Annotated in this window: 24 protein-coding genes; 15 read left to right on the top strand and 9 right to left on the bottom strand. The window is 60.1% G+C overall.

Features of this window, described 5'->3' with window-relative positions:
• Window positions 1–27 precede the first annotated feature (27 nt).
• On the bottom strand, window positions 28–174 hold the full coding sequence (locus LAO20_01615) for a hypothetical protein (GenBank protein ID MBZ5530104.1): 147 nt from the start codon (window positions 172–174) through the stop codon (window positions 28–30).
• Between the two features lie 246 nt (window positions 175–420).
• Between LAO20_01615 and kdsA the strand changes: the two genes are divergently transcribed.
• The 6 genes from kdsA (at window position 421) to LAO20_01585 (ending at window position 7,185) form a co-directional block, all read left to right on the top strand.
• Window positions 421–1,248, top strand: coding sequence for a 3-deoxy-8-phosphooctulonate synthase (gene kdsA, locus LAO20_01610; protein ID MBZ5530103.1), 828 nt, complete (start codon window positions 421–423; stop codon window positions 1,246–1,248).
• Window positions 1,229–2,161, top strand: coding sequence for a transketolase (locus tag LAO20_01605; protein MBZ5530102.1), 933 nt, complete (start codon window positions 1,229–1,231; stop codon window positions 2,159–2,161). The genes kdsA and LAO20_01605 overlap by 20 nt, the downstream gene beginning before the upstream one ends.
• On the top strand, window positions 2,158–3,126 hold the full coding sequence (locus LAO20_01600; GenBank protein MBZ5530101.1) for a transketolase family protein: 969 nt from the start codon (window positions 2,158–2,160) through the stop codon (window positions 3,124–3,126). The genes LAO20_01605 and LAO20_01600 overlap by 4 nt, the downstream gene beginning before the upstream one ends.
• A 221-nt stretch (window positions 3,127–3,347) precedes the next feature.
• On the top strand, window positions 3,348–4,289 hold the full coding sequence (locus LAO20_01595) for a hypothetical protein (protein MBZ5530100.1): 942 nt from the start codon (window positions 3,348–3,350) through the stop codon (window positions 4,287–4,289).
• Window positions 4,286–5,344, top strand: coding sequence for a hypothetical protein (locus LAO20_01590; GenBank protein ID MBZ5530099.1), 1,059 nt, complete (start codon window positions 4,286–4,288; stop codon window positions 5,342–5,344). Before LAO20_01595 ends, LAO20_01590 begins: the two co-directional genes overlap by 4 nt.
• Before the next feature lie 452 nt (window positions 5,345–5,796).
• Window positions 5,797–7,185, top strand: coding sequence for an amidohydrolase (locus LAO20_01585; GenBank protein ID MBZ5530098.1), 1,389 nt, complete (start codon window positions 5,797–5,799; stop codon window positions 7,183–7,185).
• Window positions 7,186–7,413: 228 nt separating this feature from the next.
• On the opposite strand, the gene LAO20_01580 is transcribed toward LAO20_01585, so the two are convergent.
• The 6 genes from LAO20_01580 to rpsP form a co-directional block, all read right to left on the bottom strand.
• A complete protein-coding gene (locus tag LAO20_01580; GenBank protein MBZ5530097.1) occupies window positions 7,414–8,106 on the bottom strand; it encodes a ribonuclease HII in 693 nt (230 codons plus the stop codon).
• A gap of 225 nt (window positions 8,107–8,331) precedes the next feature.
• Window positions 8,332–8,718, bottom strand: coding sequence for a 50S ribosomal protein L19 (rplS, locus tag LAO20_01575; GenBank protein ID MBZ5530096.1), 387 nt, complete (start codon window positions 8,716–8,718; stop codon window positions 8,332–8,334).
• A gap of 181 nt (window positions 8,719–8,899) precedes the next feature.
• Window positions 8,900–9,724: a tRNA (guanosine(37)-N1)-methyltransferase TrmD gene (trmD, locus tag LAO20_01570; GenBank protein ID MBZ5530095.1), complete on the bottom strand. Its 825-nt coding sequence runs from the start codon at window positions 9,722–9,724 to the stop codon at window positions 8,900–8,902.
• A 9-nt stretch (window positions 9,725–9,733) separates the two neighbouring features.
• Window positions 9,734–10,411 carry a ribosome maturation factor RimM gene (gene rimM / locus LAO20_01565; GenBank protein MBZ5530094.1) on the bottom strand — a complete coding sequence of 226 codons (678 nt, stop codon included), beginning with the start codon at window positions 10,409–10,411 and terminating at the stop codon, window positions 9,734–9,736.
• A gap of 11 nt (window positions 10,412–10,422) precedes the next feature.
• A complete protein-coding gene (locus LAO20_01560; GenBank protein MBZ5530093.1) occupies window positions 10,423–10,677 on the bottom strand; it encodes a KH domain-containing protein in 255 nt (84 codons plus the stop codon).
• Between the two features lie 100 nt (window positions 10,678–10,777).
• Complete coding sequence (gene rpsP, locus LAO20_01555; protein ID MBZ5530092.1) at window positions 10,778–11,032, bottom strand: 30S ribosomal protein S16; 255 nt, start codon at window positions 11,030–11,032, stop codon at window positions 10,778–10,780.
• Between the two features lie 228 nt (window positions 11,033–11,260).
• On the opposite strand from rpsP, the gene LAO20_01550 reads away from it, so the two are divergent.
• The 9 genes from LAO20_01550 (at window position 11,261) to LAO20_01510 (ending at window position 22,534) form a co-directional block, all read left to right on the top strand.
• Window positions 11,261–13,585: a PAS domain S-box protein gene (locus LAO20_01550; protein ID MBZ5530091.1), complete on the top strand. Its 2,325-nt coding sequence runs from the start codon at window positions 11,261–11,263 to the stop codon at window positions 13,583–13,585.
• Window positions 13,586–13,654: 69 nt separating this feature from the next.
• The gene (locus LAO20_01545; protein MBZ5530090.1) at window positions 13,655–16,384 is read left to right on the top strand and encodes a PIG-L family deacetylase; all 2,730 of its coding nucleotides are present in this window, start codon (window positions 13,655–13,657) and stop codon (window positions 16,382–16,384) included.
• Window positions 16,385–16,403: 19 nt separating this feature from the next.
• Window positions 16,404–17,900, top strand: coding sequence for an APC family permease (locus tag LAO20_01540; GenBank protein ID MBZ5530089.1), 1,497 nt, complete (start codon window positions 16,404–16,406; stop codon window positions 17,898–17,900).
• Between the two features lie 66 nt (window positions 17,901–17,966).
• Entirely contained in the window at window positions 17,967–19,322 is a 1,356-nt protein-coding gene (locus LAO20_01535; GenBank protein ID MBZ5530088.1) for an MFS transporter, read from the top strand.
• Entirely contained in the window at window positions 19,319–19,930 is a 612-nt protein-coding gene (locus tag LAO20_01530; GenBank protein ID MBZ5530087.1) for a DinB family protein, read from the top strand. The genes LAO20_01535 and LAO20_01530 overlap by 4 nt, the downstream gene beginning before the upstream one ends.
• A 64-nt stretch (window positions 19,931–19,994) precedes the next feature.
• Window positions 19,995–20,600 (top strand): DinB family protein, encoded by a 606-nt coding sequence (locus tag LAO20_01525; GenBank protein MBZ5530086.1) that lies wholly within the window; start codon window positions 19,995–19,997, stop codon window positions 20,598–20,600.
• A 196-nt stretch (window positions 20,601–20,796) separates the two neighbouring features.
• Window positions 20,797–21,417 (top strand): DinB family protein, encoded by a 621-nt coding sequence (locus tag LAO20_01520; protein ID MBZ5530085.1) that lies wholly within the window; start codon window positions 20,797–20,799, stop codon window positions 21,415–21,417.
• Between the two features lie 100 nt (window positions 21,418–21,517).
• Entirely contained in the window at window positions 21,518–21,928 is a 411-nt protein-coding gene (locus tag LAO20_01515; protein ID MBZ5530084.1) for a DUF1801 domain-containing protein, read from the top strand.
• Between the two features lie 18 nt (window positions 21,929–21,946).
• On the top strand, window positions 21,947–22,534 hold the full coding sequence (locus LAO20_01510; GenBank protein MBZ5530083.1) for a DinB family protein: 588 nt from the start codon (window positions 21,947–21,949) through the stop codon (window positions 22,532–22,534).
• 126 nt (window positions 22,535–22,660) lie between these two features.
• Here the strand turns inward: LAO20_01510 and LAO20_01505 are convergent, their stop codons facing one another.
• Both LAO20_01505 and LAO20_01500 read right to left on the bottom strand, forming a co-directional pair.
• Window positions 22,661–23,383: a PilZ domain-containing protein gene (locus tag LAO20_01505; protein ID MBZ5530082.1), complete on the bottom strand. Its 723-nt coding sequence runs from the start codon at window positions 23,381–23,383 to the stop codon at window positions 22,661–22,663.
• 231 nt (window positions 23,384–23,614) lie between these two features.
• Window positions 23,615–24,628 carry a small ribosomal subunit Rsm22 family protein gene (locus LAO20_01500; protein MBZ5530081.1) on the bottom strand — a complete coding sequence of 338 codons (1,014 nt, stop codon included), beginning with the start codon at window positions 24,626–24,628 and terminating at the stop codon, window positions 23,615–23,617.
• Between the last annotated feature and the right edge of the window lie 37 nt (window positions 24,629–24,665).

The raw sequence follows: 24,665 nt of genomic DNA, 5'->3' as shown, positions 1-24,665 counted from the left end.
AATACGCAAGCTTGGCCCAGGCCTCCATCAAGCAGATGTTCTTCCGCAGGTGACGATGGCGCCGCATTCCTGCGCGGCTTGCGCCACGGCGGCTTCATCAATCGGCTTGATGGCGTATCTATCATAGACGCACGCGTTGATGCCGTCATCAGCGCCAATCTGCGCCTGGCGCACAGCGCCCGGCCTGGACCAGCAAGCGCATTGACTGCTATTTGCGTGGTGCAATGTGCGTATGATTTACAACCCCGAATCTCTTCGGCTACAATGCACAGTCGGCGCGAGCGCGGAAAGAACACAAGCAACTTGAGGAGAGGAAGTGATAGCAGGGAGTCATTCTGAAGCGGCAGTTCATGTTACCTGTTTGCCAACCCGCTCCACCAGCAGTATGCGAGCATGAGCGCAGTTGCTGCCCCTAAAACTGTGACCCTGCAGCTGTCGCAAGGTACAGAGATTCGCATGGGCCGCGGACACCCACTCTTTCTCATCGCGGGTCCCTGTGTGGTGGAAAGCCGCTCGAAAACCCTGACCATCGCGCGCATCCTGCGCGAGATCTGCGGCGAGTTCGGAGTGCCGCTCATTTTCAAGGCAAGCTATGACAAGGCGAACCGGTCATCGCAAGGGACCTTTCGTGGACTGGGAATGACAGAGGGACTCGAGGTCCTGGCTGAGGTCAAGGCGACGTACGGTCTGCCACTTCTCTCAGACGTTCACGAGTCGGTACAGGTGGAGCGCGCCGCGGAAACGCTCGACGTGCTTCAGGTCCCTGCCTTTCTCTGCCGCCAGACTGATTTGCTCCACGCCTGCGGCAAGACCGGTCGCGTGGTTAACGTGAAGAAAGGGCAGTTTCTGGCGCCTGAGGACATGGCGAACGTTGCCGCAAAGGTCGAGGCGGCGGGCGGGACGCGGATTCTCCTCACCGAACGCGGCGCCTCGTTTGGCTACCACACGCTGGTAACCGACCTGCGCGCCCTTCCCATCATGGCTCGGACGGGCTGGCCGGTTGTCTTTGACGGCACGCACAGCGTGCAACGCCCGGGAGCGCTGGGGAACACCTCAGGCGGCGATCGGGAGATGATTCCCTATCTGGTGCGCGGCGCAGTCGCGTGCGGGGTTGACGGGCTGTTTCTTGAATGTCACGACGATCCGGACCATGCTCTGTCAGACGGTCCAAACAATCTCGATCTAAAGGACCTGCCGAAGCTATTGCGCGAAATCCTTGCGATCCGCCATGCGCTCGGACAAACCTGAAAGGTTGCGAAAGATTATTATGAAAACAATCAGCGAGTTGGAAGCGATCGCCAGGCAGTGCCGGGTTGACACCCTCAAGGAATTGCGATGCGCTCAATCGGGGCATCCCGGCAGCTCTCTCTCATTGATGGACGTGATGGTTGCGCTCTACTTTGGAGGCTTTGTCCGTCACAATCCTGCAGACCCGGATTGGAAGGACCGTGACCGCGTGATCCTGTCCGTGGGACACGCCGTGCCCGGACTCTATTCTTGTCTTTCGCACGCTGGCTATTCCCCGGTGGCCAAGCTTTCGGGTCTGCGCCAATACGGTACCGGCTTGGAAGGCCATGCCAAACGCCACACGTTCCCCGGTATCGAGTGCTCTTCTGGCTCCCTGGGACAAGGTTTAAGCGTCGGCGTCGGACTGGCGCTGGCCGCGAAGCTGCGCTCGGAAGCAAGCCGGGTCGTTGTATTGATGAGCGACGGCGAGCAGGAGGAGGGCTCCGTGTGGGAGGCTGTCATGTCGGCATCAAAGTGGGGTCTCGACAACCTGATCGCGGTTGTTGACAAGAACGGTAACCAAATCAATGGGCCCACTTCCGTCGTGATGCCGACTCTTGATCCCATTGCAGACAAGTACCGGGCCTCGCACTGGGTTGCACGAGACATTCAGGGCAATAACATGGCTGAAGTTATGGACGGAATGAAATGGGCGATGGAAGCCAAAGGTCCCGCGGTGCTCATTTCCCATACTGAAACCGGCTTCCCGATCTCGTTCATGCGCGGCGACTACCATTGGCACCACGGAGTGCTGACAAACCCGCTGTTTCTAAAAGCTATGTCGGATTTAAAAGAGCCCGTAAGCAATGAGCCCGACGAAAGCTGGATGCCTGGGTATCAACCCGTAACTCAAGAGGAGGCCAAGCAATCATGATTACTCCCGCGTCAGCTATTGATCTGAAAGCCGGGAATTTGGTCGCGATCCGGCAGGCTTTCGGACCGGCATTTGAGGCGCTTGCTGAGACCGACAAACGATTGGTGGCCGTTACGGCGGACCTTGGAGGCAGCGTAAATCTCGCCCGTTTCGGTGAGCAAAACCCGTCCCGGTATTTCAACTGCGGGGTTGCTGAGACGAACATGATCGGCATGAGCGCGGGGCTCGCCATGGCCGGATACATCCCTTATGCCGTCACATTCGGGGCGTTTCTTGGCCGGGCGATGGACCACGTCCGGCAGTCCATCGGCCACAATAAGCTCAAAGTGAATGTTGTCGGTTCGCATGGCGGCATCTCCAATGGTAAAGACGGGCCTTCTGCTCACGCCATCGAAGATGTTGCTTTCTTCAGGTCAACGCCTCCCTTCGCGGTGGTGGTTGTGGCAGACGCCAATCAGATCCCCTCGGCGCTCCAGGCCTCGGTTGACTACCCGAATCCCGTGTACCTCAGGCTGTATCGAGAACCCACCGCGGTCTTTTACGAGAAGAACCCGCCTTTCAGTATTGGAAAAGCCAACGTGCTGCGGAAAGGCTCTGACATTACGCTGGTGACCTGTGGCCCTCATGTGGGTTATTGTCAGCGCTGGATGGATGTTTGGTCGAAGGATGTTTCCATTGAACTGATTGACAGCCACACCGTGAAGCCTTTGGACGAGGAGGTCCTGCTGGAATCTGCTGCACGGACAGGCGCCGTTGTCACAGTTGAGGACCACTACGTGAATGGTGGACTGGGTTCTGCGGTTGCGGAATTGCTTAGTGAGCGCCGTCCTACTCCGCTGCAACGAGTCGGCCTCCAAGGGTACGCCGCCAGCGGACCATACTATGAGTTACTGGAGCATGCGGGGATCGGAGAACGCGCGGTTCGCGACGCCATCGAGGCAGTTTTGCGCCGCAAACGAAGCTGATTCAGTGGCGAGGGCCAGTGCCCTTGCGGATCTCCGCAGAAATCCGGAGAGAGCGCCGCCTGCGAAGAACTCCCGCAACCTGACAGGCGCGGTCAACAAGCAAGATTTACAGGTGCCTGCGCTCCTTGGTGCGGTTGATTTTTCCGGTCTCTTCTTTGTCACCGATGAATCCGGGAGTGGTCATTCGCGTGGTCGCAGCTTGATATGTGGAGAGAAGTGACTTGGCTGCTGCAGAGACAGTGAACCCGAAAAAGACGGACGCTCCCTGCGCCGTCTTTGGCATCGGATGGGTATTGCACGACTCGATCCTGCAGGTTCCTGCTTATCCGGTGGAGAACACCAAGGCAGAGGCGTTACGGGCGCTTGACCAGGTGGGCGGACCTGTCGCGCGGGCGCTCTCGGTTATTTCTCATCTTGGCTTCACCACCGCGATCAGCGCCGTGGTGGGAAACGACGAGTCTGGTCTTCGCTGCCGCCAGGCGCTGCACCGGCGGGGTGTTCTAACAGACCGCATTCAAGTGATCAGCGGCGGTCACACACGGCATTCCCAAGTGTGGGTCAGCTCCCAGAATGCGAGCCGGACGATTGTATACGTGCCAGGTTCGCTCCCGGGTCTCGGCAATCTGCCGGACCTGCTCATGGTGGCCGAACATTGCCAAATTCTTCATCTCGACGGGCGCGAGCTGCAAGCCGCTGTCCCCGTCGCCCGGCGTATGCGCGGACTGGGCAAGACTGTCGTGTTGGACGCCGGCGGCTGGAAACCGAACCTCGAGTCCCTGCTGCAATACACGGACGTACTGGTCGTCTCCCTGACCACACTGAAAGAGGCCGCCACGGGAGATCTGGCCGGCAGGGCCAGAAAGCTTCGCGATGAACATGGACTCCGGTCCGTCGTATTGACTGGCGGGAAAAAGGGCGCTTGGGTGCTGGAAGGTGATGAGTTATACGGCGTGCCTGCGTGCTCTGTGCGCCCGGTGGACACGAACGGCGCGGGTGATGCGTTCGCTGGCGGCCTGATCTATGGCCTCCTGAAGGGATGGCCGATGCTGAAAAGCGCAAGGTTTGCTTCAGGCGTCGCGGCCCTGAAATGCGACCATTTCGGCGATTTTTTCCCCAGAGTTGAAGATGTCTTGGAACTGTTGGCGAAAGGAGACCAACAATGACAGAGACGGCCACCACCAAAGACACGGAAGACACGGGGAGCCATCCCCGCTTCCATCGGCTGATGAAGAACGCGTTTAGCCATAGGGCCAAGACCGTCTACATACGTGTCTATACGGTCATACTTTTTGTCCTCGGCTGCCTGCTCACATTCTCCCCCCACGTATTCGAGTTCTTTAAACGGTTTACACAAGAATCCCCTCTTCTTCTGCCGGTGACGCTTCTTGTCCCCTACATTTACTTCATTTTTGAGATGGTGGTCTCGCGTCTGGAAGAAGCCGATAAGTCATTTGACAAAGCTGTACAGAAGCTCGAAGAAGCGGGTCGCCCGGACGCCTCCGTGGAGCAGGCTTGGCTCTTTGAGGCCCGCCGCGCCGAGCTTGACCATCGGCGATTTGAGCGCAAAATGGTAGTGGAAGCATTTATCCGCAGCGTAACGGGCCTGCCAAATCATGGCCGTCTGGGCACCCAGGCCGTGGTTGAGTGGATCGCCGCGGAGCGCGGGCCGGAAATCGAAGTGCAGATACTCGCTTATTCGTCGGAGACGCTGCTCGACGGGCTCATCGACGTGGCCAATCGCATCAAGGGCAATGCCAAAAAAGGCGTGCCGGCGCCACAACGCATCGTCTTCAGGCTGCTCACCCGGGACCTTAACTGCGGATGGCGGATCCCGTGTCTTTCGAGCCGCGAGGCGGACGAAGTGTATCGTCATGGCCTCAGGGGCAGATTCGGCCAGTACCTGTCGCGTTGGCAGACCGAGTTTTCCAAGGCGTTTAATTTCATACCCCAGGACCAGTTGGAGCTTGAGGTGAGGTGGTACCAGTTCGAGCCCCTGTTCAAAGCGGTCATCGTCAACCGGAAAATAGGCGTCATTGGCGTGTATGACGTTCATGAAGTGGAACGGGGCCAGGGATGGGATTATCACGGACAAGGCGTGGACATGTATGAAGTGAACTCGGTGGGGCCGGACCAGCGCAGCCAGCTCGGATTGTCGGATGTCACGCAGCTTTTTGAGGAAATCTGGAGCCAGCATTCGAGCAAGGCAGACATCTTCTGACCTCAGAGTGCTGCCCTAGCTTGCAACCCCTAGTATTTATTTTGGGGTGATATTTGATCTAGCGGGCATCCACTAAGAGTTGCTGACCTACATGAATTCTTGCATGCCGGGCCACAATCCGGCGGTTTCAAAAATTTGTGCTATTTAGAAAGAATCAATCGTTAAGGATCAGGAGCGGCTCCGCGCAACGGCTGGGACCGTTCTGCGCCGCTTCAATCAGGAGCCGCTCGTAGGCAATGTTGGCAACAACGCTCAAGTTGTGCTCCCCAAAAATTGTGGTCCCTAAGCCCCCATGCTGACTTCTCTATTCATCTAAACCGCCGGTCGGGGCAAAAGGTCACGGTGGGACTTCAGGTTTTTTTGGGCTATCGGCGTTAATCAGCGAAATCAGCGGTAAAGTTTTTCCTCCGGTAGTCTTGTCGAGCACTGTTCCGGCGACTATCATTCCCGGCATGGCTACCTTTCTTGGTATTCGATTTGCTATTAAAAGAATGGCGATGTTCGTGCTTCTTGCGGCAGTTACTGCGCTTGCCCAAAACGATTCCCTGAAGCAGCAAGTGGACGCCGTCGTCCCGGACGCCCACGCCTTGTATCTGAACCTGCACCAGCATCCTGAGCTGTCTGGACACGAGACCTGGACGGCGCAGGTCATGGCGGACAAGCTGCGCGCGCTGGGTTATGAAGTCACCGAACACGTGGGGGGCACGGGCGTGGTGGCCATCATGAAGAACGGCCCGGGGCCGGTGGTGATGCTGCGCACCGAACTGGACGCGCTGCCGGTGACGGAAGAGACCGGGCTGGCGTACGCCAGCCCGGTCCGCGCCAAGGACGATAGCGGCCGCGAGGTGGGGGTGATGCATGCCTGCGGGCATGACGTGCACATGGCGTCGCTTTACGGCACGGCCATGATCATGGCCAAGAGCGCCAAGGGTCCCGCGAATGAAGGCACGTGGCACGGCACGCTGATGCTGGTCGGCCAGCCGGCGGAAGAGACCATTACCGGCGCCAGCAAGATGATCTCCGACGGACTGTTTACGAAGTTTCCGCGGCCGGACATTGGCGTGGCCCTGCACGACGAAAACGGCATTGCCGTGGGCCAGGTGGGGATCACGCCCGGTTACGCCAAGGCCGCTGCTGATTCGCTGCGCATTACGGTGTACGGCAAAGGCGGGCACGGCGCGCGTCCGGAGTCAACGATTGATCCGGTGCTGATTGCGGCCAGCATCGCGGTGCGGCTGCAGTCCATCATCGCGCGCGAGATCCATCCCGGCGACGCAGCGGTGGTCACCGTGGGCTACATACAAGCCGGCACCAAGAACAACATCATCCCCAATGAAGCGCAGATGGGTTTGACCGTGCGTTCTTACAAGCCGGAAGTGCGCGCGCACCTGCTGGCGTCTATTGAACGCATTGCCAAAGCCGAAGCCATGGCCAGCGGCGCGGAGAAGATGCCGCTGATCGAGAAGTACGAATCCACTTCCGCCGTCTACAACGATACCGCGCTCACGCAGCATCTGGCGGCCGTGCTGGAGTCTGTGGTCGGCAAGAACAACATCGTGAAAGAAGACCCGCTGATGACGTCAGAAGATTGGGCGGCGTACGTGGAGCAGGGCATTCCGTCGTTTTATTTCACGCTGGGCGTGGCCGATCCGCAGAAGCTGGCTGCGGCCAAAGCCAGCCACAAAGAATTGCCGTCGAACCACTCGCCGCTGTTCGCTCCCGTGGCTGAGCCCGCGCTGCGGACGGGCATTGCCGCGGAAGTGACCATCCTGCGCGATCTGCTGAAAGGCAGCGCGGCGGATGTGGTGAAGCTTACGGAGGGGAAAGGCGCCGGAAACTAGAAAAGCTGCAAACCAAAACCTTGAAACACGGAGGAAAAGAGGAAGCAGAGGATTGGGAGGGCAAGATTCACCGGTGACGCTTCGGCGCGGAGAAGAACAAGATGGGAAGGCGCCTTCTTCTGAGCAATGATTCTCTCGTGCCCTTTGAGGTTGATTATTCCACCTAAGAAAGCGAAGCTTCAGTTGTACGCGCCTATTAGTCCTCCGTTTCCTCTGTTCCTCCGTGTTTCAAAGATTTTGGGTTTCGTGCGCGGCAAGTTCTTCCGCTGGCGCAAAATCAAATTTCTCCTGAACCACCCCACACATCCACACCGGCGCGAATGACAGCCGGTGCAGCGGCGTGGGGCCGTGTTCTTTGAGAGCGGCTTCATGTTTGGGCGAACGGTAGCCCTTGTTCGACGCCAGATCGTACTGAGGATAGACCGGGTCCCAGCGGCGAATCATCTCGTCGCGATGTACTTTGGCGACGATGGATGCGGCGGCAATCGAAATGGAGAGCGCGTCGCCGTGGATGATGTTGGTCTGCGGGCAGTCGTAGTCGAGCTTGACGGCGTCAATCAGCAAGTGGTCGGCTGCGGGCGTAAGCTGAGCGACGGCGTTGCGCATCGCAAGTAAAGACGCGTGATAGATGTTGAGCTGGTCTATGCGCGCAACGTCCACGGCGGCCACGGCCCAGGCGATGGCGTGGTCTTTGATTCGCTCGGCGAGTTTCTCGCGGGTGGCCTGGTCCAGGAGCTTGGAGTCGCGCAGGCCTTTGATGCGATAGTTAGGCTCAAGGATCACCGCTGCGGCGACGACGGGCCCAAACCATGATCCGCGGCCGACTTCATCAACGCCGGCCACCAGCTCAGCACCGGACATCCACGCCAGCTTTTCAAATTTCTGCGTGCACTTGAGCCGTTTGAGCAGGCGCATCTTCATGGTGCCCTGGGAATAGGGCAGGCCGGTTTCAGGATTGATGGGGACGGGAGTCTTCTTGCGTCGCTTGCGGACCGGCGTGGATGCGGCAGACATGCGCCACTAAGGATAGCGCAGTTGAAAAGCATCCGCGAGTCCATGCGAAGAAAACATCAGCGAACCGAACCAGAATAGGTCCGGGCGGCGATAAGACGCTCCTTCGCGCGAACTCGCGGCTGAAATCTAGCGTTAGCCTTCTGTGGCCACTGGCGCTGCAACCTGCGTGCGCGTATCCACTTCGCGCAGGCGGGCCGCCTTGCCGCGGAGTCCGCGCAGGTAGAACAGCCGGGCGCGGCGCACCTGGTTGGAGCGCACCACTTCAACCTTGTCAATCACCTTGGAGTTGAAGGGGAAAATGCGTTCCACGCCGGTGCCAAAACTCATTTTGCGGACGGTGAAGCTGCCGGTGGGGCCGTTGGTCCGGGAAATCACCGTGCCTTCAAAGGCCTGTACACGCTCTTTGTCGCCTTCCTTGATCTTCACTTGCACGCGGACGGTGTCACCCGCTTTGATTTCAGGAAGGTCGGTGCGCTGCAGCTTGGCAGCGAGTTTGGCCATGATGGGATGTTGGGACATGATTTCTTTTCCTCTCAAATTCTTTGTGCGCGATAGCAGCATTCGATCCGCTAGCTTTACCGCTCAGCACTTAGCAATTAGCACTTAGCAATTAGTTCAGCTAAAGCTGGGAACGCGATCAGCGTGCTCTTCCAGTTTTTGTTGGGCTCCTTTAGGTGAGCCAATTGCTAGTTGCCAATTGCTATTTGCTTCTCTTCAACTCCTGGAGCATCTTACAATCTTCCACGCTCAGTTCTTCTTCCCGCAGCAGGTCCGGACGGTTGCTCAGCGTTTTTTCCAGCGCTTTGCGCCGCCGCCACTTGCGAATCTGGTCATGGTTGCCGCCCATGAGCACGTCCGGCACCGCCATGCCGCGAAACTCCGCCGGCCGTGTGTAATGCGGATAGTCGAGCAATCCGCCGGAACCGCATGTGCTGTCCGGCGCCGTAATTTCCGGTCCCGGGCCTTCGCTTGCGGACTTCTGCGTCGCCGTAAAACTTTCCTGCTGGGCAGAAGCCTCGTTGCCCAGGGCTCCGGGGAGCAGCCGTGTGACTGCGTCCACGATCACCGCTGCGCCCAGCTCGCCGCCGCTGAGCACGTAGTCGCCGACGGAGATCTCTCGGTCAGCCAGCGCTTCAGAAACGCGTTCATCCACGCCTTCGTAGCGGCCGCAAATCATGATGATCCGCTCCAACCCCGCCAACTCTTGCGCCACCGCCTGCGTGAACATCTGGCCTTGCGGCGAAAGCAAAATCACCGTTTCCCGCGACTCGGGGTCCATGCGCGCTTCCCGCGGCGCCACGCCCAGCGATTCCACGCACTTGAACAGCGGTTCCGGCTTGAGCACCATGCCTTCCCCGCCGCCGAAGGGACGGTCATCCACGGTGCGATGCTTGTCCGTGGTGAACTCGCGCAAGTCGTGCAGCAATATTTCAATGAGCCCGGCTTCGCGCGCTTTGCGCACAATGCCGTAATCCAACGGCCCGCGGAAGAAGTCCGGAAAAATCGTGACCATCTCGAACTTCATCGGCGGATCTCAATCTTGTTGTTGCTGCCGCTGTTTTTCCTCTTCGGTCAGCGGCGCGTCCAGGTCTAAAAGTCCGGACGGCAACTTCATAAAAATCTTTTTCTGCTCCAGTGCCACGCTCTCCACGAACTCGGCGGCAAAAGGGACCAGAAATTCCTTGTGTCCGCAGCCGGCATCGCTTCGGACCACCAGCAGCGGCGCTTCTCCGCTGCCGAACTGGACGTCCTCCACCTTGCCAATTTCGCTGCCGTGGTCCAACACCGAGCAGCCTGCCAGATCGCTTACGTACACCGAGCCGGCTTCCAGCGCGGCCCGTTCGCTCACCGGGACCTGAATCTCCCAGCCAATCAACTCTTCCGCCTGGGTGATGGAATCCACGCCGGCAAACTTCAGCACAACCTGTTCCTTGTGGAACCAGTGGTCTTCCAGGCCCAATTCGCGCCGCCGGCCCTGGGGCCCGAGCGCGAACAGCCGTTTGCGCGTGGTAAACCGTTCAGGGAAGTCGGTCAGCAGTGCGGCTGCTACTTCGCCGATCCGCCCCTGGGTCTTTGTCACTTTGGCAATGGTGACAAATTCACTTTGGCCGCCGTCGTCTTTCGTTTTGACGCCCGTTCTAACGCCCGTTTCGACGCTCGCTTCGATCTCCGCTTCGACGTGGGCGAGTGCGGCTTGCTGGGGCTTATGCATGTTCATCACTGCTATCGCGGATTGTCGTCTACGTCGTCTTCGATGATGTCCAGCGTGTAGCGTTTTTTCAGCTTCATGCTGGCCGCGCCAAGAATGGTGCGGATGGACTTGGCCGTCCGCCCTTGCTTGCCGATGACCTTTCCCAGGTCAGTCGTCGCCACGCGCAGTTCCAGCACCGTGGCATCACCATCCTCAATTGCGCTCACCTGAACTTCCGTGGGAGCATCCACCAGAGCTTGAGCGATTTGCTCCACAAGCATACGCATGTCGCCGCCCGGATCCGTCATAAGGCCGTCCTTGTGGTGATTCTTGTGGCCGGTACACTTCTACAGCTCTTGCCGGAAGACCCTAACTGCTGTTGCTCGATTAGGCCGCTGTACCTGCTGGGGCCGCAGCCGGAGACTTGGCGAGCAAGCGGCTCACGGTGTCAGAAAGCTGCGCGCCCTTGGAAACCCAATATTCGATGCGATCACGCTTCAGGTCAATGGTGGCCGGGGTGCTGCGGGGGTTATACAAACCCACCACTTCCACGGAACGGCCATTGCGGGCGCGTTCCTTATCAATCACAACCACGCGGTAGTAAGGCTGCTTGCGCGCACCAATGCGCGCCAGTCGTATCATTAGCACTGACTCAATTCCTTTCCTCTTGGGAGACCCTTAAGTTACCGGGCAAGTGGTTATTATCGCGTAATTTGCAGGTATTTGGCAAGGTCGGGAAGCGCGTGCTCCTTCCGGTTTCCAGACGGCCAAGGCACTGGGAATGCCTTCCGGCCACCGCAAACCCCTTATTCACAAGTCGCTTACAAAAGATGTGATGTAGATCACATTGCAGCTGTCTAGGTTAAGGTTATGCTTAACCGCAAAGGTGGAAAAATTGTGCCCAAGCCCCCGCTGTGTGAGCCCCCAGAGCTCTCACCCGACATTTATAACCCAGCGCCGCGCGGACTCCACTCCGTTGACCAAGAGGGTATTTTTGTCGAAATCAACGATACGGAGCTGCAGTGGCTCGGCTACCGCCGTGAGGAATTAGTTGGCAAGGTCAACATCCAGGACCTGCTCAGTCCTGTCAGCCGGGAGCTCTTCCAGCAGAACTTTTCCCGCCTGAAAACTCAAGGCGAGGTCTACAACGTGGAAATGGAGTTCGTCCGTAAAGACGGCACCTGCCTGCATGCTCTGGTCAGCGCCACCGCGATCACCGACAACCTTGGCAACTTCGTGAGGAGCCGGGCCACGGTGTTTGACGTGACCGAGCAACGCCATGAAGAACAACTCAAGAGGCGATTGGCGGCGATCGTGGAATCCTCCGACGATGCCATCATCGGCGAGACCATGGACCGCATCATCCTGGACTGGAACGCGGGCGCGGAAGCCATTTTCGGTTATACGGCGGAAGAGATGAAAGGCCGGTCCATGGCCATCCTGGTGCCGTCTGACCGTGCCGAGGAATTTCTGGAACATACGGAACAGGTCAAGCGGGGCGAGCCGGTGCGCCATTTTGAAACCGTCCGCCTGCGCAAAGACGGGCAAGAGATCCACGTTTCGCTCACCATTTCTCCAATCCGCGGCCCCTCTGGGAACCCGGTGGGCATTTCGACGATTGCCCGCGACATTACCGAGCACAAGAAATGGGACCAGGCCCTGATGTCGCGTGAAAGACAGGTGCGCCAGCTCCTGGAGGCCGCGCCGGACGCCATCCTGCAAATTGACCACGAAGGCCGAATCGTGCTGGCCAATGACGCCGCGGAAATGATCTTCGGGTACAGCCGTTCCGAACTGCTGGCCATGCGGGTGGAGCAACTGGTTCCCGAAGGAGCACGCGGTGCGCATATCCAGCACCGCGCGGGATACGTGCGCCATCCGGTCACCCGGCCCATGGGCGCGGGTCTGAGACTAAAGGCGCAAAGGAAAGATGGCACGCAGTTGCCGGTTGAAATCAGCCTGAGCCCCAACCGGAACGGCGAGTTGCAGGTAATTGCCATCGTCCGCGACGTGACCGAGCGCGTCAAAGCGGAAGAGATGCTGCGCCAGTCAGAAGAAAAATTGCGCCAGGCGGAAAAGCTGGAAGCCCTGGCGCGATTGGCCGGCGGCACCGCGCACGAGTTCAACAATCTGTTGACCATGGTGCTGGGCTACTCGGAACTCCTGCTGTCGGCGGTGTCAGGCAACGAAGACGCCGTCGGCCATGTGGACAAGATCCGCGCTGCGGCCAAACGCGCGGCCCACCTTACCCGCCAATTAATGGCCTTTGGAAGCCGCCAAGCGATGCGCCCGGAATTGCTGGACTTGAATGCCGTGCTGGTTGACGCCCGGCACGCGCTGGCCAACCTGCTGGGAGACAAGGTGGAAACGCGGTTGCTCCCCGCAGCGGAGCCCATGTGGGTCTGGGCTGATCCGGTGCAGGTCCACCAGATCATTGTCAATCTCGCCATGAACGCGCGCGACGCCATGAGCGAAGGAGGCAAACAGACGCTGGCCCTCTCCAGCGTTGACATCGCGGAGCAGGACCTCAAGCGGTACCCCGATCTGGACGTGGGCCCGTATGTGCTGCTCACGGTATGCGATACCGGGTCAGGCATGACTCCGGAGATCCAGTCCAGGATCTTTGAGCCTTTCTTCAGCACACGCCAGTTCGGCAAGTCCACCGGTCTGGGGCTGGCCATGGTGTATGGCATTGTGAGCCAGAGCGGAGGCGCCATCTCCGTGCAGAGCCAGCCAGGACAAGGAACTACCTTCAGCATTTACCTGCCTCGCGTGACCGCAGGGCAAATGGCGCAAAGGCGAAGCACCAGGCCGCCGCTGGGGGCCTTGCACGGCAGCGAGACCATCTTACTGGTGGAAGACCAGGCACACCTGCTGGCCCTGACCCAGGAATTTCTGCAAAGGCTGGGTTACAGGGTGCTGCCGGCAGCCAGTGCGGAAGAAGCCATGCAGGTGGCGGCCGCGTTTCCCGGCCCCATCCACATGCTGCTGACCGATGTAGTCATGCCTGGCTTGAACGGCCGCCAACTCGCGAAGGCTTTGGAAGCCAGCCGTCCGGAGATGAAGGTGTTCTACGTTTCCGGCTTCGCCGACGAAGCGTTTCACGGTTCCGGCCCCCACGGCCGCGGCACCGCGTTTCTGGAAAAGCCTTTTGAGCTGGAAGAACTGGCGCAAAAGGTAAGAGAGATCATGTAGCGGACCGCTGTTTTCGTCACTCACCACCCGCCGGCAACAATTTGCCCAACATGGCGTCTAACAGCGACAATGTTCGCCATGCGATTCCTGCACATCAGGCACCTGCGCGCGGCCATTTTGGCCGGCATCGTTCTCTTATTCGGCGTCGCTTCACAGTCGGACACGCGTCCCCTGCCGGAAGACCGCGGCGCTCTGCATCTTTATCAGCTACTCACCAAGCTGAAGACCACCGCGCGCTTCATGCAGGCCGTGGCCCATCCCGACGACGAAGACGGCGGCATGATGACCCTGGAAGCCCGCGGCAACGGCGTGAGCGTGCTGTTGTTCACCGTGACGCGCGGGGAAGGCGGCCAGAACAAATTTGGCGCCGAGAGTTCCGACGAGTTGGGCATCCTGCGCACGCTGGAGCTGCTGGAAGCCGACAAGTATTACGGCGTGGAACAGCGCTTCAGCCACGTGGCCGACTTTGGTTTCTCCAAGACCGCCGACGAAACATTCAGCAAATGGCACGGACATGACGTGGCCCTGGGCGACTTGGTGCGCGCGATTCGCATCTTCCGTCCGGACGTGCTCACCAGCCGCTTCAGCGGCACCACGCGCGACGGCCACGGGCACCACCAAGCGTCCGCCATTTTGACGCACGAAGCTTTTCGCGCCGCCGGCGATCCCAGCCGGTTTCCTGAACAGATCAAAGAAGGCCTGCTGCCCTGGCAGGCGAAGAAGCTGTACCTGGGCAACCCGCCGCGCATGTTTTCCGGCCAGACCGTTGCCGACGAAGACTACACGGTCAAGCTGGACGTGGGTGAATACTCGCCGCTGCTGGGCATGGCTTACGGACAATTCGGGCTGGAAGGTCTGGCCCACCAGACGTCGCAAGGGACGGGCGGCATCCGCGTGGCGCCGGGTCATCGCTACACCTATTACAAGCTGATTGATTCCACGCTACCGAAGTCCGCGTCCTCGCATGAGAACGATTTCTTTGACGGGATCGACACTTCGCTCGTCGGGCTGGCCGCGCGGCTGGGCGCTGGCGAATCGAAAGTCCCGTTCCTGCGTCCCGCGCTGCAGTCGCTACAAAAGCACGTGGACGAAGCGAGCAAAGTGTTTTCCATGCAGGACACCTCGGCGTGCGCTCCGCATCTGCTTGCCGGGCGGGAGGAAACGGAAAGGTTAATCCATCAGTTGCAAGATTCGCAGCTTTCTTCCGCGGAGAAGGCCGAATTGCTGCCGTCACTGCGCAGCAAGCTGGAGCAATTTCAGCAGGCGGCCAACGAAGCCCTGGGGATCTTTTTTGAAGTCACCGTGGACCCGCCCGGCCCGCCGCCTGCGCCATCGTACTTCCCGCGCATGGAACAAACCATGAGCCTGGCGGTTCCGGGGCAGACTTTTACCGTCACCACCCGCCTCTACAATCGCGGCAAGACCACGGTGCTTCCGCAGGGAGGCGGAGTCGAGGCGGCTGACGGATGGAATATCGAACACCTTGCGTCTCCCGCAGATCCTTACGCGCCCCTCAAGGCAGGCGATGTCTCCGCGGCCCAGTTCAAACTTACCGTCCTTGAAGACGCTAAATACACAAAACCTTACTTCACGCGTGGCAATCCCGAAATCGAGACGGCCTATTCCATCAGCGAGTCCAAATACTTGACTCTCCCCTGGTCGCCTTACCCTGTGCGCGCCTACGCAAGGTTCACGACGGACAAAGGTAGCAGCGAGGCGTCCGCCGTCGCGAAGATCAAGTTTGTTGATCCCGCGTTGGGGCAGTCGGAGCGTCCGTTGGCCGTGGGCCCGCCGGTTTCGGTCCTGCTGACCACGCCGGTTGCGGTTGCGCAAGTGGGCGGCACGAGCAAGCCGCAAATTGAAGTCAGCGTACGCAGCAACGTGCAATCGGCCGTCCACGCCAAACTTCGGCTGGACACGCCGCAGGGCTGGAAGGTGGAACCGGAATCCATCAACGTTGACCTGGACCACGATGGCGATGTGAACAACTACAGCTTCCAGATCACGCCGCAGAATTTGCACGAAGGCACGTATCAGGTCACGGCCAAGGCCGAGTACAACGGCAAGCAGTACGCCGAAGGATTCAAGGTCATCACCCGGCCTGACCTGGATTCGTACTACGCATACCGTCCGGCCACGGAAAACGTGCAGGCAGTGGATGTGAAGCTGCCGCCGAAACTGAGCGTCGGCTACATCATGGGCGCGGGCGACGAAATTCCCGCAGTGCTGCGCAGCGTTGGCGTGGACATACACACCATCACGCCGAATGAGCTGGTGTCAGGCGACCTGGGCCGTTATGACACGATTGTGATTGGCATACGCGCGTATGACGTCCGCACCGACGTGCGCGAACAAAACCGCCGTCTGCTGGAATACGTGAACCGCGGCGGCACGTTGATTCTGCAGTACAACCAGAGCACCAACCTTTTCAATGAAGGCCACTACACCCCGTTCCCGGCCACCATGAGCAACGCGCGCGTTTCGGTGGAAGAGCAGCCGGTGGAAATTCTTGCGCCCGAAGAAAAGATCTTTTCTTATCCCAACAAAATCACCGCCAAGGATTTTGACGGATGGGTGCAGGAACGCGGGTTGTACTTCATGTCGCAATGGGACGCGCAGTTCAAGCCGCTGCTGGCTTGCAACGATCCGGGTGAGCCATCGCAAAAAGGCGGCATGCTGATGGCCCACTACGGCAAGGGCGTTTACATCTACTCCGGCTACGCGTTCTTCCGCCAGCTTCCTGCCGGAGTGCCCGGCGCGGTGCGGCTGTTTGTGAACCTGCTGAGCGCGGGACACTGAGGGCAACGGTCCAGCGAGAATGAGCCAGCCTTCCCCAGCAACGCTCGAGTCCGCGCAACCCCACCTGGTCCGCGAAGTCGGGCTGCGTGAAGCCACGGCGCTGAACATGATTGACATGATCGGCGTGGGGCCGTTCATAACCATGCCCCTGATCGTCCACGCCATGGGCGGGCCGCAGGCTATGCTGGGATGGATACTCGGCGCGTTCTTCGCCATGTGTGACGGCCAAGTGTGGGCGGAGCTGGGCGCGTCCATGCCGGAAGCCGGCGGTTCGTACGCGTATCTGAAGCAGAGTTTTGGCGCGCAGAAACTCGGCCGGCTGATGTCTTTTCTTTTTGTGTGGCAACTCATCTTCAGCGCGCCGTTGTCCATCGCTTCGGGATGCCTGGGCGTCGCGCAATATGCCAGCTATCTGTGGCCGGCGTTGGCGGTCTCCCACTTTGACCATCCATTCGCCGCGATGCTTCCCTTGGTCGGAAAGTTTGAAGTGCGGGTGCTGATCACCAACGGGACTTTTGTTGCGATGGCCGCCTGCGGCCTGGCTGTGCTGTTGCTCTACCGCCGCATCCGCGTGATCGGGCGGCTGTCAAAATTTCTTTGGGTCGGTGTGATGGGGACCATGTTGTGGGTGATCGTCGCCGGGCTCACGCACTTCAACGCGGCGCAGGCGTTCAGCTTTCCCCCCGGCGCATTCCGGTTTTCCAACGGGTTCCTCACCGGGCTGGGCTCGGCCATGCTGGTTGCCTACTACGATTATTGGGGATACTACAACGTGTGTTTCCTGGGCGCGGAAATTCGCCAGCCGGAGCGCAACATTCCCCGCGCCGTGTTGTTGTCGGTAGCGATGGTCAGCGTCCTTTATCTGCTGATGAACACCGCCATGCTGGGCGTGGTCCCCTGGCAGGAGATGGACCGGGTGGCAACGTCCGGCGCGCAGAGCTTTGTGGCGTCCACCGTCCTGCAACGGACGTACGGCGCATGGGCCGGCAAGACCGCTGCAGTGCTGATCATGTGGGTGGCGTTTGCCTCAGTGTTTTCGCTCCTGCTGGGATATTCGCGCGTGCCGTATGCCGCCGCGCGCGACGGCAATTATTTCCGTGTGTACGCAAAAGTCCATTCCAAAGGCCAGTTCCCGTATGTTTCTTTGCTCACGCTGGGCGGGGTGGCCGCGCTGTTCTGCATTTTCCGGCTGATTGACGTGATCACCGGCCTGGTGGTGATCCGCATTACCGTACAGTTTCTGATGCAGATCGTGGGGCTGCTGCTCCTGCGCTGGCGACGGCCTGACTTTCCGCGCCCGTTCCGGATGTATCTTTATCCTTTGCCGGCGCTGCTGGCGCTGGCCGGCTTTGTTTACGTCCTGTTTTCCCGCAAAGGGTCTTTGCGCGACTTGAGCTATGCCCTGGTGATCGTTGCGATTGGCGTGGTCCTTTTTCTGGTGCGTTCGCGTGTACGCAGAGAATGGCCATTTTCCGGCCCGCCTGCTCACGAGAATACAGGAGCGGCAGTCCAATGATCTGCAGTCCAACGATCTGCGATCTAACGACCTGCAGTCCAAGGGTCTGCAATCCATCGATCTGCCATGTCTATCATCCCCCAACCCATTGCCGCGCCGCAGAGCCCCAACCCGCCGAGGCCAGCTAGTCCCATGGAGCCCCCCGCACAAATCCAGGTGACTCCTTCGCCGGTGCCGGATGGAGCGCCGCAGGCGCAGGTACATAGCGGCGCGCTGGCGCCGTTGTATGAACCGCTGTTCCGCAGCCTGTGGATTGCCGCCGTAATTTCCTACACCGGAAGCTGGATGCAGAACGTGGCCACCGGTTGGCAGATGACGTCGCTCACCCGCTCGCCGATGCTGGTCTCCATGGTGCAAGTGGCGTTGAGTTTGCCCGTGCTGCTCATCGCGCTGCCCGCGGGAGCCCTGGCCGACCTGGTGGACCGCCGCAAGTTCCTGCTTTTCACCCAGGCTTCCATGGTGGCCGCGTCAACGGTGCTGGGGATTTTGGTCATCACCGGCACGTGCACGCCGGCGTGGCTTCTCACTCTTACTTTTCTTCTGGGCGTGGGCGCGGTGATGAATGACCCGGCGTGGCAAGCGCTAACGCCGGACCTGGTGCCCTCGTCCAAGCTGGCGTCGGCGGTCGCGTTGAACTCCGCGGCCTTCAACATTGCGCGCTCCGTGGGACCCGCGCTGGGCGGGCTGGTGATCGCCAGGGCAGGATCGGGCGCGGCCTTCCTGCTCAATGCTGTTTCATTCTTCGGCGTGATTCTCTTCCTTTATTACTGGAAGCCAGCGGCGCGCGAACCCGGCCAGGCGAAGGTGAAGGTGACTTTTTCCGGTGCCATCCTGCTGGGCGTGCGCTACGTGCGGCAGGAAAAGAGAATCCGCGCGGTCATGGTGCGCACCCTGGCGTTCACCTTGCTGGCCAGCGCATTTTGGGCGTTGCTGCCGCTGATCGCCAGCCGCTTTGGCGCCACCGGATACGGCGCCATGCTGGCTTTCTTCGGGCTGGGCGCGCTCGCCGGGGCGCTGGTCCTGGCGGTGGCGCGACGCAGGTTTTCTTACGACGCAGTCACCGCGGTGGCGACTGTGCTGTTTGCCGTTGCCCTCTTTGGCCTGGTGCGCAGCGGCACGCTCTTCTTGTCTTCAGTATTTGCGGCCGCGGCCGGCATGGCGTGGATCAGCATTCTGGCCACGCTGAACCTGGTAGTGCAAACCGGCTGTCCGGGATGGGTACGCGCGCGCGTGATCTCCATGTACGTGCTGGTATTGCAGGGCGGACTGGCCTTGGGCAGTTTTGCCTGGGGTGCGCTGGCCACGCGCAGTTCGGTGAAATCTGCCCTGACTGCGGCCGCCGCGGCGCTCATCGCGAGTTTGCTGCTGGCAAACTGGTACCGCCTGCAGCAGTCCGCCACCTTCAGCGAGAAACCAGCATGATGCACTTGAGAATATTCTTCGTCGCTGCGCTCTGCAGCGTCGCCGTAAGCGTGTTTGCCCAGAGCAAACCGCCAGCTCCCGCAACTTTCGCCAGCGCGATTGACGCTGAAATCACGAACTTGGAGAAACAGTTTGTGGACGCCGCGGAAGCCATGCCCGCTGACAAATTCGATTCCAGCCCGGAAAATTTCAACCTGCCGGGCAGTGAGTTCCAAGGCGTCCGCACATTTGGGCAGCAGGTGAAGCACGTTGCCGCTGACAACTTTGCCATCTGGGCGCCGCTGACCGGCAAACCGGAGCCCGCGGGACTCAACGCCCCGAAAGGGCCTGTGGCGATGAAGTCCCGGGACGAAGTCCTCAAGTTCCTCAAAGACTCGCTCGCTTACAGCCACCAGGCGGTGCGCGGGCTGACAGCGGAAAATGCGCTGGGTCTGGTGGAATTTCGCGGCAGCAAAGTCACGCGAATTTCGCTGGTAGTGCTGGCGCTGACCCACATCAGCGACCATTACGGACAAATGGCCGAGTACCTGCGTATGAACGGCATTGTTCCGCCGGCCAGCAACATGAAGGGCATGCAGATGCAGATGACCAAGCCCAGTGGCAAGTGACGCTTCCGGATGGCAGCGCCTCCGTGAGAAACTTTTGCCGGTAAATTCTTGAGGAGATGAAAGCATGAAACTGAATAGAACCTTTTTCCTGTGCCTGCTGATGTCCTTGGCCACTGTGGCCCTGGCCCAATCCGCCGCGACAGCGGCCGCCAAGCCGCAGGCCGAGCAGGCGGCCCTTCCGGTATCAACCATCGTGGACAACCAATTGAAGACCGCCGAGCGGGAAATTGTGGGCGCAGCTGAAGCCATGCCGGAAGAAAAATACAACTTCACGCCGGACAACCTGAAGATCCAGGGCAGCGAATACAAGGGCGTGAAGACCTTCGCGGAGGAAGTAAAGCATATCGCCGTCACCAACTTTGCATTTTTCTCGGCCGTTCTGGGCGAGAAGCCGCCCGTGGACGTCAGCGAAGATAACGGCCCGGCCTCCATGACCGCGAAAGCCGACATCATCAAACTGCTGAAGGATTCTTTTGCCATGGGACATCGCGCTTGCCTGTCACTTACCAATGAGAACATGGGGCAGCCAGTGCCGCTCGGCAAAGGCAAATCAACGCGTTTGTTCTTGTCCATGTTTGCCGCGGCGCATGCCTTTGATCACTACGGCCAGATGGTGGAGTACCTGCGCATGAACGGCATCATTCCACCGGCCAGCCGGGCACAAAGCTAAGTTTCCCCATCCCGAGCCTTACGAGGGGTCCCTATCACCGCAGCGGAACACGGAGGCGAAGCGAACCTCCGTGTTTTTTGTGGCGCAGTCGCTCGCGACGAGGCCATGGAGCGCGACGTTCCCCTCCGCCTGCATCCATGATATGGTTTCACGCTGAGACCCGCAGTCATCCAAAGAGTGAAGGAGAACAAAGTCCATGAAGTATTTGAGAGTTTTTTGCTTGTTGACGGCCCTCAGTTTTGCCATTGCGGTCGCGGCCCAAGATAAAGACAAGCCGGCTGCCCCCGCCGCTCCTGCGCCCCAGGCCCAGGCCGCGCCACAACCCCCGGCGAGCATCGCATCTGTGGTGGACCGCCAAGTCAGCCAGTACGAAAAGTACGTGGTAGAGGCCGCCGAGGCCATGCCCGAAGACAAATTCAATTTCACTCCGGCCAGCCTCAACATCCCCGGCAGCTCCTACAAGGACGTGCGCACCTTCGCGCAACTGGTCAAGCACACGGCCACCGCCAACTTCCGTTTCTGGACCACATTGACCGGCGAGAAGATGCCGGAGAACATCAAGGGCCCGAATGGCCCGGATGAATTGACAAAGAAAGCCGAGATCATCCAGTTCCTGAAGGACTCGTTCGCCGTGGGACATCGCGCGGCCAAGGCCTTGACCACCGAAAACGCGCTGGAGCAGGTCCCGTTCTTCCGCGGCACGCAGCCTCGTTTGTTTGTGGCTTCCGGCGCGGTGATTCACGCAGCCGACGAATACGGCCAGATGGTGGAGTACCTGCGCATGAACGGAATCGTGCCGCCGGCCAGCCGGCAATAGCGCTTTCACCATGGAGGACACTGAGGAACGCGGACTTCAGCGGCGTTCACAAATCCTCGCGATAAAAGATGTTCAGCGTATCGTTGCAAAGGCAAAGCGAATGGCGGAGAACAAAACCAAACCGACCAGCATCAGCGTAACGGCGTATATCAGTGCGATTGCGGACCCAACCAAGCGCGCGGACGCGAAAGCACTGGTCAAACTCATGCAAAGCGCGACGGGCGAAAAGCCGAAGATGTGGGGACCCTCGATCATCGGCTTCGGCAGCTACCACTACACCTACGAGAGCGGACGGGAGGGCGACATGCCGCTCGTCGGTTTCTCACCGCGCAAGGCCGCAACCGTGCTCTACCTCAGGTTGGGGGCCGGGGGCGCCGAGGCGCTGCTCGCCAAACTCGGCAAGCACACCACGGGCAAGGGCTGCCTGTACATCAGAAAACTCGCCGATGTTGACCAAAAGGTATTGGAGGGTCTGATCGCAAAATGCGTCGCCACCATGCGCGCAAAATAGGTCAAGGAGTCGGGAGCCATGGCCACGCGTCAACGCGCCACTCGTCAAAACGCCACTCGTGAAAACAAGGTCCACACTCAACTCGGACGGGCCGCAGTCCAGATCTTTGCCGCCAATGATCGCATGAACCAGCTTCTTATCGAACATCTTGACCCCGCCGCCTGGAGGGCCAAGTCTCCCGGCAGCGTTCATACCATTGCGGCCATCTTCACGCACATGCACAACGCCCGCACCAAGTGGATCAGGCTAACAGCTCCACATCTGAAGGTCCCACGGCAGCTCGACCGCGCCCACTGCACGCCGCACCAGGCCCGCAAAGGATTGGCGGAGAGCGCCGCTCGCTGCGCGGAGATGCTGGCGGAAGCCCTCGGCGGCGGGGGACGCGTCAAGAAGTTTTTGCGGGACGGCTGGGCCCGGCCCTGGCCGGCTGGCCCGGAAATGCTGTGCTACATGCTTGCTCATGAAGCCCACCATCGCGGGCAGGTGTGCATGCTGGCGCATCAGCTCGGATTCCCGTTGCCGGTCAAGGTGACGTCCGGGATCTGGAATTGGGAAAAACTGTGGAAAGAGTGCGGATCGCCCGGCGGCCCCGGCGATGAGTCTTAGCCCCCGCGAGGGAACTAGAGATCTTTTACCACGAAGGACACGAAGGAACACAAAGGTCTGGGTGAGTTCGGGCTCGGCGCAAGCCCTTTGTGGTTCTTCCTGTCCTTTGTGGTTTAGGTTTTGCCCTTACGCCGCGGGCTTCGAATATCGCCGGCCCACCCAACTGGAGAGCTGGGAATAGACTTCGTTCGCCAGGATGTTGAAGCGGATGCCGGCCAGGCCGTCGGTGCCGTTCCAGGCGATTTCGCCCGCGCCCTGGATGCGTCCGCCGGCAGGCAGGTCAAACGCAAACTCCACTTTGGAGCCCTTGGCGTGGTAATTCAGAGACCAGATGGCCATGCCGCCTTCGCTCAGATTGCACATGGTGCTTTCCAGTTCCTTGCCGTTGGCTTTCATTTCCACCGGCACCATGAGCGGATGGCGGTAATAACGGCGCTTCTCCGCGGCCATCATGCCCGTGGCCAGGTTGAAGATGTTGGCAACTTTGTCCGAGTGCAGAGGACGGTGCAGGGCGAAGTTGGCGCCGGCGCGGATCACGCCTTGCGTCTCCGGGGCGTTGCCCATGCAGGCGAAAATCACTGACGCCCGGTTGGAGCCGCCGGAGCGGATGTTTTGCAGCAGTTGCAGCGCGCCGGGCAGGTCCATGTCAATCACAATCCCATCCACCTTGCGGCGGGAAAGATAATCGCTGGCAGAGCTGGTCGCGGGAGCGCAGTTGAGGCGTCCGTTGACCTTGCGCACCGCCGCCGACACTGCTTTGAACACGGAATTGTCGCTGCCGACCACCAAGAATTCCAGACCTGAGGCAGGGGGATCTGAACGCACGTCTTTTGCGGGGGATGATGACATGGGCGATACGCTTTCAGCTAGTGCTGGACAGTCTACTCGCTTGTGAACCCTTGTGCAGCAACTTTATTTCGCAAGAAAAAAAATTTCGTCTGCGCCGCGTCCGCATCAGAGTTCCGCTAAAGAAATAGTGTCGCCAGGGGGAGGGAGCGTTTCATCTCATCGTGGGCCGACATACTTAGTTCGCTCACTGAATGGTTTTCAGCACGGGAAGGGCCTGGCCGAGCCAGCGTCTTAGTCGCCGACGCCCGGGTCCCAGGCCTGGCCCCACCGGGCGTTGCGGGCCAGCTTGTAAGCCTGTTTCTGTGAGCGGCTTACGGTGGTGGACTTCAGGCCCTCCGGCGCGCACAGCGCGAGCTGCACGTGTCCGCCGTGCTTCTGCGGATGGCGGACGATGCGGGCCGCGGCGGCTGGTGCCTCCACTTTGCTGGCGACGACGTAGGAAAACTTCTCGTCCTCATGGCCCAGGGCCCCGCCCTTGAGGCGGCGATGGAGCGCTGTCCGCTCCAGGCGCTGGGCAAAATGGCACCAGTCTTTGGACGCGGTCTTGGGGGACGCGGTCTTGGGGGACGCGGCCATGGGACACGGTCCCTGGTGCGGACACGGCGCCAGCAGGCGGGCGCCCGTGGCGATCAAGAACGATCGCGCGGCGTTCACCACGCCAAACCCGCGCATGGTTCCCGGCTCCACCACCACCAGGAATTTGGAGGTGAGATTCCAGGCCCGCTTGAGCAATGATTCGGCTTCGCTTGGATGCAGTTCGCCTAGCGCATATGCAATCACCACCAGATCATGCGGAGCGGAGGCGAACTCCCGGCCGATATCGCCGCGAATCCAGCGAGCATTTTGCATTGCAGGAGTGGGGCATCGTTGGGCGATGCGCTGGCCCATCGCGAGCCAGGCGGCGTCGGATTCCAGCAGCGTTGCCTGGTTGAGACTAGTGAAAACTTCGGCGGCGGCGTGGACGGCGGTCCCGGGGCCAGCGCCTAAATCCAGGATGCTGGCAACTTCAGCGTGCGGTGCCAGGCGATGAACTTCAGAGAACACGTGCCAGGCCGCGGCGTACGTGGCCGGCAGACGGACAGCGAGGTAGGCTGCGCGCTGTGCGTCAGTTTTTATCGCGGCCGCGGAGCAATCGCCAGCCTGGTATTGGCGGCTGAGCTGCGCGGAAGCCTGCGCCAGTCGCGGGGCTTCTACCTGCGAGATCTCCGGCTCAACAGCGCTGAGCAATTCCGATGGTGGACGCATGGTCTATGACGCGCACGCTCTCCCCGAGCCCTTTCCA

The organism is Terriglobia bacterium, from assembly GCA_020072815.1.
Taxonomy (GTDB): domain Bacteria; phylum Acidobacteriota; class Terriglobia; order Terriglobales; family Acidobacteriaceae; genus Angelobacter.
This window is presented reverse-complemented; position numbering and strand designations above follow the sequence as displayed.